Raw genomic sequence first — 13,682 nt, 5'->3', positions numbered from 1 at the left:
GTGTATGATAATCACAAAGCCCGGGAAAACCCACCCCCGATAGCTATCGGGGCCAAGCACCCTCCCTATTAGCACTCATATCAGCGCATTACCTATTTTTTTGTAATTTGATGGAACAAACCTAATACACCTGCCTGCCTCAGTCGGATGAAATTCTTCGAAGAACTCAAAAAACGTAACGTCTATAAAACAGCGGTTGCCTATTTGGTGACGAGCTGGTTACTACTTCAAATTGTTGATGTTATCGGCCCCAATCTGGGGTGGCCTGATTCTGTGGGCACCTTGCTAACAAAAATCCTGATTGTTGGCCTACCATTTGCCCTGGTCCTTGCCTGGCTGTATGAACTAACTCCAAAAGGTTTTAAACGAACGGGCACATATCAACAGGAAACCTCCGACAACCGAAAAGCAGGGCGAAGGCTGAATTACTTCATTATTGGAGTTTTAGCCATTGCTGTTTGTTTTCTACTGGCAGATAAGTTGTTTTTCTCGGAAAGTTCCAACGATAACCAGGAAGCAAGTATTGCCGTATTGCCGTTTAATTTTTTGAGTACTGCAGATAGCCTCGCCTTTATGTCAGAAGCTTTAAGCGGTGCCATAGGTGATAAATTAGGAAGGGTCAGTGGCCTGGTAGTAACTGGAAAAATCTCGAGCTCCCAATTTAAAGGGGAAGGGGGCGATGCCCGAGAAATAGGCCAAAAGCTGGATGTGAATTACCTGATGGAAGGCGACTTGCGTTTGGAAAGCAATCGTATACGGCTTTCCACCCGTTTGATAAAGACTAGCGACGGACGCGTTCAGTGGCAAAAACAATACGACCAGGATTTTGAAACCATCATGGATCTGGAAGATGATATTGCAGACAATGTTGTTCGGGAACTGCGTGTAGAAGTTTTCCCCGATGAATTCCTGCGGTTGCAGAAACCAATTTCGAATAATTCGGAAGCCTACAAACTGTACTTGAAAGGTATCCAATTAGGGCAAGAACGGAATCAGGAATCGCTTGCTCAGGCCATTTCCTTGATTGAAGAAGCCATTATTCTTGAACCCGATTTTGCCAAAGCCCATGCAGAACTTGTCATTCTTTATCAACTGCTACATAATTATGGAGAATTGAACCGTGACATAATGGTTGAAAAGATGCAGGAACACCTTCAAAAAGCACAAAGCATAGATCCCGATTTGCCTGAAGTACTTAGGGCTTCAGCCAGAGTGGAAGGTGAAATTAACAGGGATTCTTCCAAAGCACTAGCCTATGTCCGAAAGGCTATCCGGATAAATAATAACTATGCTCCGGCATACTATGCCTTGGGCAATCAGCTGGAGCGGATGGGCATGAATTCTGGAGGTTTCCAAGCCTTGAAAAAAGCATATCAACTAGACCCCTATAACGACACTTATGTCGCCAGATTGGCTGGTGTATACTATTTCAATGAAGATGAGCCCGACAGGGCCTGGGAACTCATAAATGGTATGTTGGAAAAAGATCCTTCTGCTCGCGCTACTGCAGGACGTAAGGCAGGGTTTCTCGCGAATGAACCTTATGGTGATTTGGCCGGGGCATTAATTACCATTCACAAAACTCGAGAGGACAATCAGTACGAGGCCATCCAATTGGCACTTATGGTAGATCTCTGCTTGAGTCTGGATTTAGCACCATTGGCAGAAAGATTTGTCAAATTACTACAAGGGAGGTACCCCAGCAACAGGTTAACCTTAGGAAAGCAATGGATGTTAAATTCATTTAATAATGACTTTAGGGACAACATAGATCTGATTAAGGCATGGGCAGCAAACGGTAAAATATCGGAGGATGTGTTAACTGAATCTCTTGTAAAACAATACATTTCATTGCATCAATACGAGAAGGCAGAAGAACTTTTAAATTCTCTTTATCCAGAACTCTTTAAAACACTTGATTCTATAGATTCCGATGGCATATTGCCAAATTATGAGTACCGCGTAATCATTTTTTTCTTAGAAATTCGAAAGGCAAAAGGAGAGGACAATAAAATAGATATGATCCTGAAGCAACTGTATGAAAATGACGAAGACTGGCGTGAATATTTTTATACCTTGAAAAACTATTATTATTTGAAAGGTGAGGTCGATTCACTTATCTACCACTTGGATAAGGCGTGGTTTGAAAAAAAGCGCAGAGGAAGGTATCCTATTCTAGAGAATTATAGAATGGGTGATTTTCAAGACTTTGAGAAGGAACCTGTTTTTATGAATTTTATAGAAAAGGTATTGGAAGAAACCCACCGTATGCGCTCCGAAGTCATCACATATCTTAAAGAAAAAGGCGACTGGGACCCTGCCTGGGATAAGGAACTGGGTCTGGAATAAATTCCAAGCAACCACCCCGATAGCCCCGATAGCCCCGATAGTTATCGGGGGGGGCCAGATTCCAAACACAGCGCATGGCTTCATAGAAAAGCCCTACCACCGCTAACCGCACAGCCCGAAACTTTGTCAATTCACCTTATAATAAAGCCTTTGTAAACTTGATTAAGTAACTTGCGAGGGCTGTCCCAAAAATTGAAAGTACATCCACTTTCATTCTGAATCATAGCCGTGTTAAAGATGCGCCAACCCTTAAAGCTTTTTCTGTTCCTTTTTTTAGGCTTTAGCTCTTCAACTTTTTCGCAACTGGACGCCACAACCGCGGGTAGCGCAAGTGATCTGGGAGGCAATTGTTATATCATAACACCAGACCTGCTAAATCAGACGGGGGCTGTTTGGTACAATAATGGTATCGATTTCGCAGACGACTTCACTATTTATTATCAGGCTTTCTTTGGTTCAAAAGATGCCAACGGTGCCGATGGGATGGCCTTCGTAATGAAAGGCACCCCAACTCCTGTAATAGGGGGCAATGGAGGGGGTATGGGCTATGCCGGGATCCCGAACTCCCTGATAATCGAGTTCGATACCTTTCAAAATATTACACCCTTCAACAACAACGATATTGCAGCCGATCATATCGCTATCCTCAGGGACGGGAACCCGGATCACGGCCAGGCAACCAATCTGGCAGGGCCAGTACAGGCCAGTTCGGTAAGCCCCAACATTGAAGACGGGGCAACACATGAGGTAAAGCTGCAGTGGGATGCAACTTCCCAATCCCTGAATGTCTATTTTGATTGTATCCTCAGGCTCACCCTGGTGGAGGATATAAAGAATACCATTTTCTCTGGTGATAGCAGTGTTTTCTTCGGTTTTGTAGGTTCCACCGGTGGCCTGTCCAATCTAAATCAGGTCTGTTTCAATAGTATAACCTTTGTCGATAACCTGAATTTGGAGGATGAGGTATTATGCACAGGAGAGTCCCTCAATACTGTAAACGCCAGCATCCCAAGTGGTGTCAGTTATTTATGGAGCCCGACCACGGGTGTAAGCAATCCCAACATCCCCAACCCATCCTTTTCCCCAACTGCCACCACAACCTATACGGTTACCATTAGTGATACCTGTGGGGAGACCTCCACCGAAGACTTTACTATTGATGTCATTCCCAATGTGGCCCCGGTTTTTGATCCGGTATCCCCTGTCTGCCAAGGAGACAGCCTATCTGCTTTGCCAACCACCTCCAACAATGGTATTTCTGGGAGCTGGAGCCCTGCACTAAACAATACGGCAACAACAACCTATACCTTCACCCCTGACGCAGGGCAATGTGCAAGCTCTGCCACCCTGGAAATAGTTGTATTGCCCTTAATCACCCCTGTATTCAATCCTTTTGCACCCCTTTGTGCCGGAAATGTCCCCACCCCTTTGCCTGCAACTTCCGCCAATGGAATAAGCGGGAGCTGGAGCCCGGCCCTGGATAATACGGCGACCCGGACCTATACCTTTACCCCCGACCCCGGCCAGGGATGCGCAACTGAATTCTCAATAGAGATAGCTGTAGAAGGACAGATACCAGAATTTGAACCGGTACCCCCTGTATGTTCCGGTGACCCCCTGCCACCCCTGCCCACCACCTCACAAAACGGAATTACGGGTAGCTGGAGCCCGGCCCTGAACAATACCTCCACCACCACCTATACTTTTAGCCCGGACCCGGGTCAATGTTCTTTTCCAACTACCCTGGAAATCCTCGTCATCCCCATCAGTTCACTTCAGGTAACCGCTACCGTAACTTCAGCGAATTTTGCGGACCGCCAGGTAATTGAGGTGGATGTGACGGGTGGGAAAGAACCTTATGAATACAGATTGAATGCGGGGCCCTGGCAGGATAGCAGGGTATTCGAAAATGTCGAAGGCTGCCTGAACACGGTTTTTGTCCGGCAGCTAAACGGTTGCAGCGATGTGCCCGAAAGCAGTATCCTGGTCCTGACCTATCCCAAATTCTTCACGCCCAACGGAGATCCCTTTAACGATACATGGAATATTTTTTGCCTTGAAGATGATCCTGCTGCCAGCGTTTCCATCTTCGACCGGTACGGAAAACTATTATCGCAATTCAACACCAATAGTGAAGGCTGGGATGGGAGATTCAACAATGTGGAAATGCCCTCCGGTGATTACTGGTTTTTACTGGAATACGAGGACCAGGAAGGTTATTTTAAGACATTTACTTCCCATTTCGCCTTGAAAAGGTAAGGACTGCAATGGCTGGTACAATATTTGAGGTGGTCCTGGAAACCACCTGACATGAAAAAATGCATCGCCTTCTTCCTGCTGTTAAGCTGTTTTTCCTGTATTCCCATCAGATTTGCCCCCAATATCCGGGACTATAAAATTGTGCTTGCGAAAAGGTTTAAAAAGGACCTTCCCAAAGAATACGCCTTCGTCTTTAAAGACAACAAGCAGGCAGATGAATTTTATAATTATATCAACACCAAATTCAACCTCAACTATGAGGACGTGGATTTAAATGTCCCCCTTAGCGTGGGCATGCAAACGGTCTTCATGTCTTTTTACGAGCGGGATCGGATTTCCGAAACAGGCAACCTCATCCCTTTGCTGATAGACGGCATCCTGATAAGCCAGGACCAAAATCCGTTACTGGAAGATGCCTACTCATCCCGCAATGCGCACTGGTACATCCTTATAACGGTTACAGATCAGCAGTTTAAGGATTGTCTGGCTCCCGATTACCCAAGCCGCCTAGCTGTTATAGCAGCCCTGAAGGATTTGAAAGATGAATACCTTTCTGTACAGAATTATGACGAACTATTTTTCACTAAAAAATAAACGCAACATAAGCAGCAAATAATTACAGCATAACTATTACATATAGTATGCTTATCTTTTTCCTTCTTTCTGATTGCATAAGCTGAAGAACATTCGCTACTATTGATTACCTTATAGCGTCCCCCAAAAAGGTGATCCCCCATGTTTCGAATAACAGCCCTTATCCTAATCAGTATCAGTATGCAAACCCAGACTTTATTCGATTTTAGCAAAAAAACACCCAGAAACAGCTGGACCATTGTAGACGATGTGGTCATGGGAGGTCGCTCGGAGGGTCATTTTGCGATAAACTCGGACGGATACGGCGCGTTTAGCGGCACCGTTTCCCTGGAGAATAACGGTGGTTTCTCCTCTGTACGGCACCGTTTGGAACCCATTACCATAAAACAAGCCACCAAGATACGGATCCGCTTAAAGGGGGATGGAAATGCCTACCAATTCCGTATTAAACACAGCAGCCAGACGTACTATTCTTATACCTGTAGTTTTGAAACCAATGGCGAATGGGAAGAAGTGGTTTTGCCATTTAAGGATTTTTATCCGGTTTTCCGGGGCCGCGAGCTTGACCTGCCCAATTTCGACCAGGAGCAGATAGAAGAACTCACTTTCCTGATTGCCAATAAAAAACCGCAGTCTTTCCGGCTTGTGATTGACAGGATTGAATTGGAATAATGATTTAAATAATCCTTATGAAAACAGCGGAACTTTTAGGCATCTTAGGCCTTTTACTAATGGGCTGCAGGGAGCAGCAGACAGCGAAAAACCAGATAAGTGTCTGGGAAGCTGAAATTCTGGAGACGGAGCAGGCCTTTTCGCAAATGGCGCAGGAGGCAGGTATCCCGGCAGCCTTTCTGGAATATGCGGCTGATGAAGCGGTCTTGATGCGAAATAATAATCTCGTCAAAGGAAAGGATGCCATCAGCCAGTATTTCAAAAGCAGCCCGCAGCCCGATTCCACCGCACAACTGAGCTGGAAACCTGATTTTGTCTCTGTGGCTACTTCAGGCGATCTGGGATATACCTATGGGGAATTTGTTTTCTCCACCCGCGATTCCCTCGGACAGGTCCAAACGCAAAAAGGGGTGTTTCACACGGTCTGGAAGCGGCAGGCAGACGGTAGCTGGCGTTTTGTTTGGGACTAACCGATTTCCTCTAAAGGCCCCCCCGGTTTATAATATCCATACCGTCCTATCTTCCGGGCCGTATAATAAGTATCCAGCCCGCCGATGGCAACAGTGTCATGGCTTTCCAGGGCCAGGTCCCCGTCAGGGGCAATCGCATCCTCCGGCACAATTAATTTTTCGATTTTACCAACTACCAGGATAGTCCCGTTGGCTTTAACAAAGTGTTCTTCCTCAAAGCTCAGGCCTATTTTGATGTGGCTTTCAGCTACAAAGGGGGCCGGGAAACCCGCTTCATATTGAGGTGTTAACCCGCAGGCCTCAAACTCGGAAATCCCCCTCGGGAATTTCCCTGAGGTCATATGGGCCTGCCGGTGTATTTCAGAGGTTACCTGGTTAATGGTATAAAAACCGTTTTCCTTCAGGTTCTCATAGGTATGCCGCTCTACGGTTGTTGGCCTCAGGATAAAACCCAGATAGGGCGGATTGGCCCCAATATGGACCACAGAGTTAAAGAGCGCGAGGTTCTCCTGTCCTTCGGCATTGCAGGTCCCGATAAGATTGGCGGTTTTATAGCCTGCGATTTTATTGATTAACCGGCCCCGGTACCGGGAATCGAACTGCATTATTTGCGGAAAGTCGAAAACTACTGGCATTTTTTTTGGTAAAGATACATTCTGCGGGTGACATCTCCCGAGCCCTCAAAACGCAGACAGCTGCAGGGCGTTTATGCCGATAATCAGGTTTATTACCATAAAAATAAAGGCCGGTGAAGATTTTATAAAGCCGTCTTTTATTTTCAAGCGAACGATAAATCCGGCCAGCATCAGCAGTGCAAGGCCAAAGGCCCCAATTACCGTAAAGATAGCTTGGAAAAAACCTAAAAAAAGAAAAAGGGACCCTAACAACTGCAGTACACCATTTATCTTTCTGAAGTTTTTTAACCCGTAACGTTCAAATTCCACCACCATGTATTCGGCCACCAGGCAGCTAATGCCGAAATAACAAAAAGAGAGGGCCGCAAATAACTGTAAAAGCGTAATCGGGGTCAGATTCATGCGTTTATTTTATGAATTCACCCCGAAAGGAGGTATTTTTAGAGAAACACAAACCAATAGGCATGGAGTATTTTATATTGGCCATAAAGGTCGCCATTTTTCTAAGCATAATCAATGTTTGGTTTATCCGATTTAACAGCAAAACCCCCTACCGCCCGGGAGAGGCAGCAAGTATGCGGGAAGAATTTGAAAAATATGGCCTGTCAGCGCCGATGATGTATTTGGTGGGAGCACTGAAAGTGCTTGCGGCAACCGGTATTTTGGCATCTGTCTGGTACCCTGAGGCCCTGCTCCCCTCCGCCGGGGTCATGGGTATTTTGATGCTGGGGGCGATAGGCATGCACCTGAAGGTAAAGGACCCCCTGATAAAGGCCATGCCCGCCGGTGTTTTTTTTCTTTTATCGGCCTTCCTGGTTTTACAAACACAGGGATACTTTTAGGGAACGGATCATAGTTATAAAATCATAATCAACTCCTGATCCCTGTATGGGCACCTCTGTTCAGCCACGAAAAACCCTGGCCATCATTGTCTTTGCCCAATTTTCCTGTACCTCCCTTTGGTTTGCAGGGAACGGGGTGATGCAGGAGCTTATCAGCAACTTTTCATTGCCTGAGGCTGCACTGGGGCATCTTACAGCAGCCGTCCAGCTCGGATTTATTGCCGGAACACTTTTGTTTGCCATTCTGGGACTGGCCGACCGCTTTTCTCCATCGCGGGTATTTTTTGTCTCCGCACTTCTGGGAGCCGGCATCAACCTCGGTATGCTGTGGCCGGGGAATTCTTTATGGACGCTCTTATTTTTTCGTTTTGGAACCGGGTTTTTCCTTGCGGGTATCTACCCGGTGGGGATGAAAATCGCGGCAGATTATTTTGAAAAAGGCCTGGGAAAATCCCTGGGGTACCTGGTGGGGGCACTGGTATTGGGAACGGCCCTTCCCCATTTCATTAAAGGCATGGGAACTCAGATCCCCTGGCGGATGGTTATATGGGCAACCTCTGGTTTGGCCCTTGCAGGCGGTCTGTTGATTGTAATGATGATTGCAGACGGACCCTATCGCAGGGCAGCGCAACAAGTCCGTCTCACTACCTTTTTTGAACTATTCAAAATCAGGGGCTTGAGGGCAGCAGCCTTTGGCTATTTTGGCCATATGTGGGAGTTATACGCCTTTTGGGCCTTTGTCCCGCTTATCCTGCAATCGTATTTCCTGCAACATCCGGAGCTTTCTATATCCATCCCCATCTGGTCTTTCCTGGTTATCGGAATAGGCGGAATCTCCTGTGTCTTGGGAGGCTATCTTTCTCAGGTGCTAGGCCCTGTCAACGTTGCCAGGGGGGCCCTTACGAGTTCCCTGCTCTGCTGCCTGGCAATGCCTGTTCTCTTTCTTTTTGCCCCGGCCTGGGCCTTCCTTAGCTTTCTGCTATTCTGGGGCATGGTTGTAATTGCTGATTCCCCGCTATTCTCCACCCTTGTGGCACAAAGCGCCACAGCAGAAGTTAAAGGAACCGCCCTTACCATTGTTAATTGTATCGGCTTTAGCATTACCATCCTGAGTATTCAAAGCCTGAATTATCTGATTACTACTGAAACTTCCTCCTGGGGGTATATTATCCTTGCCCTGGGACCCTTACTGGGATTACTGGGATTTATGGGCCGAAAAGAGGTCCCTGCAGCGCCCTAGCGAAAGCTAAATATTGCGTACCTTACAGATAGTAATTACTGATAACTTTTTAAACCCGTGGCTCCCAACAGAGAATTGTCGAGAAGGATAATGCTGAAAAGCAGTGCCTTCGGGCTTCTGGCAGTATCAATCCCCGCCTTGATATCAGCCGGAAAAGGAACCGCAAGCAAGCTGCCTGAAACCCTGCCGCCTGAAGTCTTCCACCGGTATCCTGCCATTGACGACGCTATTGTTGCCGAAGTGGTAGGGGCCTCCCACTTTAACCTGGATCGGGTAAAAGAATTGGTCAGTGTTCGGCCGGAACTGGCGCGCGCCACCTGGGATTGGGGTTTTGGCGACTGGGAAACAGCCCTGGGGGCTGCCTCTCACGTAGGGAGGAGGGATATTGCACTCTACCTTATTGAAAATGGTGCCAGGCCGGATATATTTACCTATGCCATGCTGGGTGACCTCAAGGCTGTACAGGCAATGATAAAAGGCCTTCCCGGGGTACAGGCTATTTACGGGCCGCATGGGATCAGCCTGCTTAGCCACGCCAAGGCCGGTCTCAGATCAGCTGAAGGGAATAATCAAAAACAGGCTTCAGAGCAACTCATCGCCTACCTGGAAGAACGGGGAGACGCAAACCCCGCCATGGAGCACCTTCCCCTAGATGAAGCGGCTAAAGAAGCTTATCTGGGAGATTATAAATACGGGGAGGGTGCTGCCGATGGTTTTAGCGTGCGCCTGAATATGCGGAAATTTTTGTCTTTCGGGCCGCTGGGTAAATTTGGTGGAGCTCTGTACCGGCAACCTTCGGGAGTCTTCTTCTATAACGGGGTAAAATCAGTTCAAATTCGTTTCAACGAGCTTGAAAACCAAATTGTTTCACTCACGGTAACCGAACCGGGCCTCGAGATTAAAGCACAAAAAGTATCTTCTTAATCCATTTGTTTATGTCTTTTAAAGCTATCCGGAATTGCACCTTGACCATATTACCCTTATTGATTTTACTTGGGTGTAAAAATACTACAGACAGTGAAGTCCCGCTACTTTCAGACCACCCAATTACAGAACCGGAGCTTTTTGCACCCGGAATTATCAGCACTGCGGAATTTGACGAGTTTGACATCAGTTTTCATCCCAACGGCAGGCGGGTATATTTTACACGCAGGGCAAGAGGGGAAAAGCAAAAAATCATGATTTCAGAATTTGTGGACGGGACCTGGGCTAGGCCGGAGCTCGCCCCTTTCTCAACGGATCGGGATGAGACCCCTTTTGTGGTTCCCGATGGCTCCCGATTGTATTTCGGGTCTCAGAGGCCTATTCCCGGGCGTGAGAATCTGGGAAATTTTGACATGAATATTTGGGTGGTGGATAAAACAGAAGAGGGCTGGGGAGAGCCTGAACCCCTTCCTGAAATCATTAATGCTGTGCAGGAAGAAGGGGAAAACTGGCCATCGTCCAACGCCAATTTCTTTTTCAGTCCGGACGGGCTAAACTTTTATTTTACCAGCATGTACCGCGGAGACCAGGGCATTGAGCTGTATAGAACCCGCCTTCAAAATGGAGAATACTCCCAACCCGAGAAGGTTACCGGCCTTTTTGAGAAACCTGAGATCTGGAAATACAATGCTACTTTGACTCCTGATGGGCAATACCTCCTCTTTAATTCTTACGGTCTTGCAAATGGCTTTGGAGGGGAAGATATCTATGTCTCCCGGAAAACCAAATCAGGTTGGAGCGAGGCCGTTAACCTGGGCCCCCTGGTCAATACTCCCGGGGAAGAAGGGGCTGCCCGGTTTTCGCCGGATGGGCGTTATTTCTTCTTTTGCCATGCTGACAATCTGGGTGATGAACAATACGGGCCCTGGTCTATTTATTATACAGAAACATCAGCCCTCAAACTTTCTGAATTGTTCAATTAGAACGAAAATTAACGGGTCCGGGAAAACTGATCTGAAATTATTAGGAGAACTGTGTCTCCCAATTGATCGTATCTTTACCATAGTTATATACCTCTTTAAATACTCTATATGGAGCTGAAGCAAATTGAAAATATTGAACTGAAATTCCTGGAAATGGCAGATTACCGGGAATTGAAAGAAACCATGCTGGAATCTTACGAGAACATCCCGGAACCGCATTGGGAAGAGGAACAAATTGAAACCCTTATCACCAAATTTCCGGAGGGGCAGGTAGTTATAAAAGTCAATGGACAGCTGGCCGGTTTTGCCCTTTGTATTATTGTAGATTACGATAAATACTCCCCCCGCCATACCTACAAACAAATCACCGGAAATGAAACCTTCAGCACCCATGACCCTGACGGGGATATGCTTTATGGGATAGAGGTAATTATTCGCAGGGAGTTCAGGGGGTTGCGGCTGGGGCGCAGGCTGTACGATTACCGAAAGGAACTTTGTGAAAAATTAAACCTCAAAGGCATCGCCGCCGGTGGCCGCATCCCCAATTACCACCGCTATGCAGATACGCTTAGTCCAAAGGAATACATCGAAAAGGTCCGGCGTAAGGAAATTGATGACCCCGTCCTGAATTTTCAGATCTCCAATGATTTCCATCCGGCGCGTATCCTGAAAGGCTACCTGGCAGGAGATCGGGCTTCCAATGAATACGCTGTTTTACTGGAGTGGGATAATATTTATTACGAAAAACCCGAAAAACAACCGGTGAGCCAGAAAACAGTGGTGCGCCTCGGCCTGATTCAATGGCAGATGCGCCCTTATAAAAGCTTTGAGGAACTCATGAACCAGGCTGAGTACTTCCTGGATTCCGTTTCGGCCTATCGTTCGGATTTTGCAGTATTCCCCGAATTCTTCAATGCGCCGCTGATGGCCGAAAACAACCATCTTTCCACCCCGGATGCCATACGGGAACTGGCAGGCTACACCGAAAAAATTGTGCAACGGTTCTCAGAGTTTTCCATTTCCTATAATATAAACATCATCAGCGGTAGTATGCCCGAGATGCGCGATGGAAACCTGTACAATGTAGGGTACCTGTGTAAAAGGGACGGGAGCACGGAGCGCTATGAAAAGCTGCATGTTACCCCGGATGAGGAAACGGTATGGGGAATGCAGGGAGGCTCAGAGCTAAAGACCTATGAAACCGATTGCGGCAGGATTGGGATTCTCATTTGTTACGATTCCGAATTCCCGGAACTCAGCCGTATTCTGGCCGATGAAGGGATGGACATTTTATTCATCCCATTTCTGACGGATACCCAGAATGGCTACTCCAGGGTCCGAAACTGCGCCATGGCACGGGCTATTGAAAACGAATGCTATGTGGCTATTACGGGAAGTGTGGGTAACCTGCCCAAAGTACAGAACATGGACATACAGTACGCCCAATCTATGGTTCTCACTCCTTGCGATTTTGCCTTCCCGACCAATGGGGTCAAGGCGGAAACCACTCCTAATACCGAAATGATTCTGATTGCCGATGTAGACCTGAGCCTGCTGCGGGAACTGAACCAGTTTGGCAGTGTCCGTAACTTAAAAGACAGGCGTAAAGACCTGTACGAATTGCGCAGGAAAAAACCCCGGAAATAACCATACCACCAACCCTATGAGTTTTAAGACCAATGCTTTAAGTTGTGTATTGCTGCTGTCCATTTTGCAGACCGCCTGCAAGAAACAAGAAGCAATACAGGCCCCTTTCCGTCACTCAATAACGGAAGGCCCTGTACCCTGGACTTCGGATCAGTTTGAAGAAACCGAAGAAGATTTCACATTCGCTATCATTTCAGACCTGAACGGGGGCGAAAGGGAAGGGGTTTACAGTAAGGCTGTGAACCAGCTGAACCGCCTGGATCCCACTTTTGTGCTAAGTGTCGGAGACCTGATTGATGGGGGTACCGAAGACAGCCTGCAACTGGCAAAGGAATGGGATTCCTTTGACCAGCGGACAGCTCGTTTGAACATGCCGTTTTTCCACCTGGGGGGCAACCACGACCTCACCAACCCTGCCATGCGGGAGTTCTGGAAAAACCGCTTTGGCCCGCGTTATTACCATTTCCTATATGAGGATGTGCTTTTTCTGATGCTGGATTCAGAAGATTATACAGAGGCCCGGATGATGGAAATATATCAGGCCAGGGATTCGGCTATCCGGATCGTCGCCGGGGAACTCCCGGGGATCTACGAAGAAACCACTTATTACCACATGCCCGAACGCAGGATAGGTGCCATGGGTACCGAGCAGTTAGAGTACTTTAAAGGGGTACTAAAAGAACATCCGCAGGTCCGCTGGACCTTCGTCCTCATGCATAAGCCGCTCTGGATGCGGGAAGATACCAAGGGCCTCGGGCCTTTGGAAGATGCCCTGGCAGGTAGGAACTATACGGTAATCAACGGACATTTTCATTCCTTCTCCTACCGCCAAAGAAAGGGGATGGACTATAGCATACTGGGAACTACAGGAGGCAGTCAGAACCCGGCCGATTCCCTTGCCTTTGATCATATCTCCCTGGTACGCATGGATACTGTACCCATTGTCACCCACCTGAGGATGGATGGGATCCTCAATGAAAAAGGGTTGTAAACCCAGTGGGCAAAATCCTCAGAAATACCCGGTATTTATCATGGGAGAGGCCATTTATTTTTTACATTTATTAAAA

Annotated in this window: 13 protein-coding genes; 11 read left to right on the top strand and 2 right to left on the bottom strand. The window is 47.3% G+C overall.

Annotation, left to right across the window (positions count from 1 at the left end; all coding sequences use genetic code 11):
* Window positions 1-147: 147 nt before the first annotated feature.
* The 5 genes from ACT6NU_RS08775 to ACT6NU_RS08755 all read left to right on the top strand — a co-directional run bounded on the left by ACT6NU_RS08775 (window position 148) and on the right by ACT6NU_RS08755 (window position 6,344).
* Window positions 148-2,349 carry a hypothetical protein gene (locus ACT6NU_RS08775; RefSeq protein ID WP_445381303.1) on the top strand — a complete coding sequence of 734 codons (2,202 nt, stop codon included), beginning with the start codon at window positions 148-150 and terminating at the stop codon, window positions 2,347-2,349.
* 237 nt (window positions 2,350-2,586) lie between these two features.
* Window positions 2,587-4,608 (top strand): lectin-like domain-containing protein, encoded by a 2,022-nt coding sequence (locus ACT6NU_RS08770; protein WP_445381302.1) that lies wholly within the window; start codon window positions 2,587-2,589, stop codon window positions 4,606-4,608.
* 51 nt (window positions 4,609-4,659) lie between these two features.
* Window positions 4,660-5,202, top strand: a complete 543-nt coding sequence (locus ACT6NU_RS08765) for a hypothetical protein (RefSeq protein WP_445381301.1) — start codon at window positions 4,660-4,662, stop codon at window positions 5,200-5,202.
* Between the two features lie 141 nt (window positions 5,203-5,343).
* A complete protein-coding gene (locus ACT6NU_RS08760; RefSeq protein WP_445381300.1) occupies window positions 5,344-5,874 on the top strand; it encodes a CIA30 family protein in 531 nt (176 codons plus the stop codon).
* Between the two features lie 17 nt (window positions 5,875-5,891).
* Window positions 5,892-6,344, top strand: coding sequence for a YybH family protein (locus ACT6NU_RS08755; protein ID WP_445381299.1), 453 nt, complete (start codon window positions 5,892-5,894; stop codon window positions 6,342-6,344).
* Here ACT6NU_RS08755 and ACT6NU_RS08750 read toward each other — a convergent pair.
* Both ACT6NU_RS08750 and ACT6NU_RS08745 read right to left on the bottom strand, forming a co-directional pair.
* A complete protein-coding gene (locus ACT6NU_RS08750; protein ID WP_445381298.1) occupies window positions 6,341-6,979 on the bottom strand; it encodes a flavin reductase family protein in 639 nt (212 codons plus the stop codon). The two genes, ACT6NU_RS08755 and ACT6NU_RS08750, sit on opposite strands and share 4 nt — an antisense overlap.
* 45 nt (window positions 6,980-7,024) lie before the next feature.
* The gene (locus tag ACT6NU_RS08745) at window positions 7,025-7,381 is read right to left on the bottom strand and encodes a DoxX family protein (protein WP_445381297.1); all 357 of its coding nucleotides are present in this window, start codon (window positions 7,379-7,381) and stop codon (window positions 7,025-7,027) included.
* Between the two features lie 62 nt (window positions 7,382-7,443).
* On the opposite strand from ACT6NU_RS08745, the gene ACT6NU_RS08740 reads away from it, so the two are divergent.
* The 6 genes from ACT6NU_RS08740 to ACT6NU_RS08715 all read left to right on the top strand — a co-directional run bounded on the left by ACT6NU_RS08740 (window position 7,444) and on the right by ACT6NU_RS08715 (window position 13,606).
* On the top strand, window positions 7,444-7,821 hold the full coding sequence (locus tag ACT6NU_RS08740) for a DoxX family protein (RefSeq protein ID WP_445381296.1): 378 nt from the start codon (window positions 7,444-7,446) through the stop codon (window positions 7,819-7,821).
* Between the two features lie 46 nt (window positions 7,822-7,867).
* Window positions 7,868-9,061 carry an MFS transporter gene (locus ACT6NU_RS08735; RefSeq protein WP_445381295.1) on the top strand — a complete coding sequence of 398 codons (1,194 nt, stop codon included), beginning with the start codon at window positions 7,868-7,870 and terminating at the stop codon, window positions 9,059-9,061.
* Between the two features lie 57 nt (window positions 9,062-9,118).
* Entirely contained in the window at window positions 9,119-9,985 is an 867-nt protein-coding gene (locus tag ACT6NU_RS08730; RefSeq protein WP_445381294.1) for a hypothetical protein, read from the top strand.
* Between the two features lie 11 nt (window positions 9,986-9,996).
* Window positions 9,997-10,968, top strand: a complete 972-nt coding sequence (locus ACT6NU_RS08725; protein WP_445381293.1) for a TolB family protein — start codon at window positions 9,997-9,999, stop codon at window positions 10,966-10,968.
* Window positions 10,969-11,076: 108 nt separating this feature from the next.
* Window positions 11,077-12,615 carry a GNAT family N-acetyltransferase gene (locus ACT6NU_RS08720; protein ID WP_445381292.1) on the top strand — a complete coding sequence of 513 codons (1,539 nt, stop codon included), beginning with the start codon at window positions 11,077-11,079 and terminating at the stop codon, window positions 12,613-12,615.
* 16 nt (window positions 12,616-12,631) lie between these two features.
* Window positions 12,632-13,606 (top strand): metallophosphoesterase family protein, encoded by a 975-nt coding sequence (locus ACT6NU_RS08715; RefSeq protein ID WP_445381291.1) that lies wholly within the window; start codon window positions 12,632-12,634, stop codon window positions 13,604-13,606.
* Window positions 13,607-13,682 lie beyond the last annotated feature (76 nt).

This window comes from Robiginitalea rubriflava, from assembly GCF_052540725.1.
The sequence above is the reverse complement of the archived record's forward strand: the minus strand, read 5'-3'. Positions and strand labels throughout refer to the sequence as shown.

Bases quoted from the DNA above. Each gene is read 5' to 3' on its own strand.
- ACT6NU_RS08740 (WP_445381296.1), top strand. From the start codon at position 7,444: ATGGAGTATTTTATATTGGCCATAAAGGTCGCCATTTTTCTAAGCATA.
- ACT6NU_RS08755 (WP_445381299.1), top strand. From the start codon at position 5,892: ATGAAAACAGCGGAACTTTTAGGCATCTTAGGCCTTTTACTAATGGGC.
- ACT6NU_RS08725 (WP_445381293.1), top strand. From the start codon at position 9,997: ATGTCTTTTAAAGCTATCCGGAATTGCACCTTGACCATATTACCCTTA.
- ACT6NU_RS08770 (WP_445381302.1), top strand. From the start codon at position 2,587: ATGCGCCAACCCTTAAAGCTTTTTCTGTTCCTTTTTTTAGGCTTTAGC.
- ACT6NU_RS08750 (WP_445381298.1), bottom strand. From the start codon at position 6,979: ATGCCAGTAGTTTTCGACTTTCCGCAAATAATGCAGTTCGATTCCCGG.
- ACT6NU_RS08720 (WP_445381292.1), top strand. From the start codon at position 11,077: ATGGAGCTGAAGCAAATTGAAAATATTGAACTGAAATTCCTGGAAATG.
- ACT6NU_RS08745 (WP_445381297.1), bottom strand. From the start codon at position 7,381: ATGAATCTGACCCCGATTACGCTTTTACAGTTATTTGCGGCCCTCTCT.
- ACT6NU_RS08715 (WP_445381291.1), top strand. From the start codon at position 12,632: ATGAGTTTTAAGACCAATGCTTTAAGTTGTGTATTGCTGCTGTCCATT.
- ACT6NU_RS08775 (WP_445381303.1), top strand. From the start codon at position 148: ATGAAATTCTTCGAAGAACTCAAAAAACGTAACGTCTATAAAACAGCG.
- ACT6NU_RS08765 (WP_445381301.1), top strand. From the start codon at position 4,660: ATGAAAAAATGCATCGCCTTCTTCCTGCTGTTAAGCTGTTTTTCCTGT.
- ACT6NU_RS08735 (WP_445381295.1), top strand. From the start codon at position 7,868: ATGGGCACCTCTGTTCAGCCACGAAAAACCCTGGCCATCATTGTCTTT.
- ACT6NU_RS08760 (WP_445381300.1), top strand. From the start codon at position 5,344: ATGTTTCGAATAACAGCCCTTATCCTAATCAGTATCAGTATGCAAACC.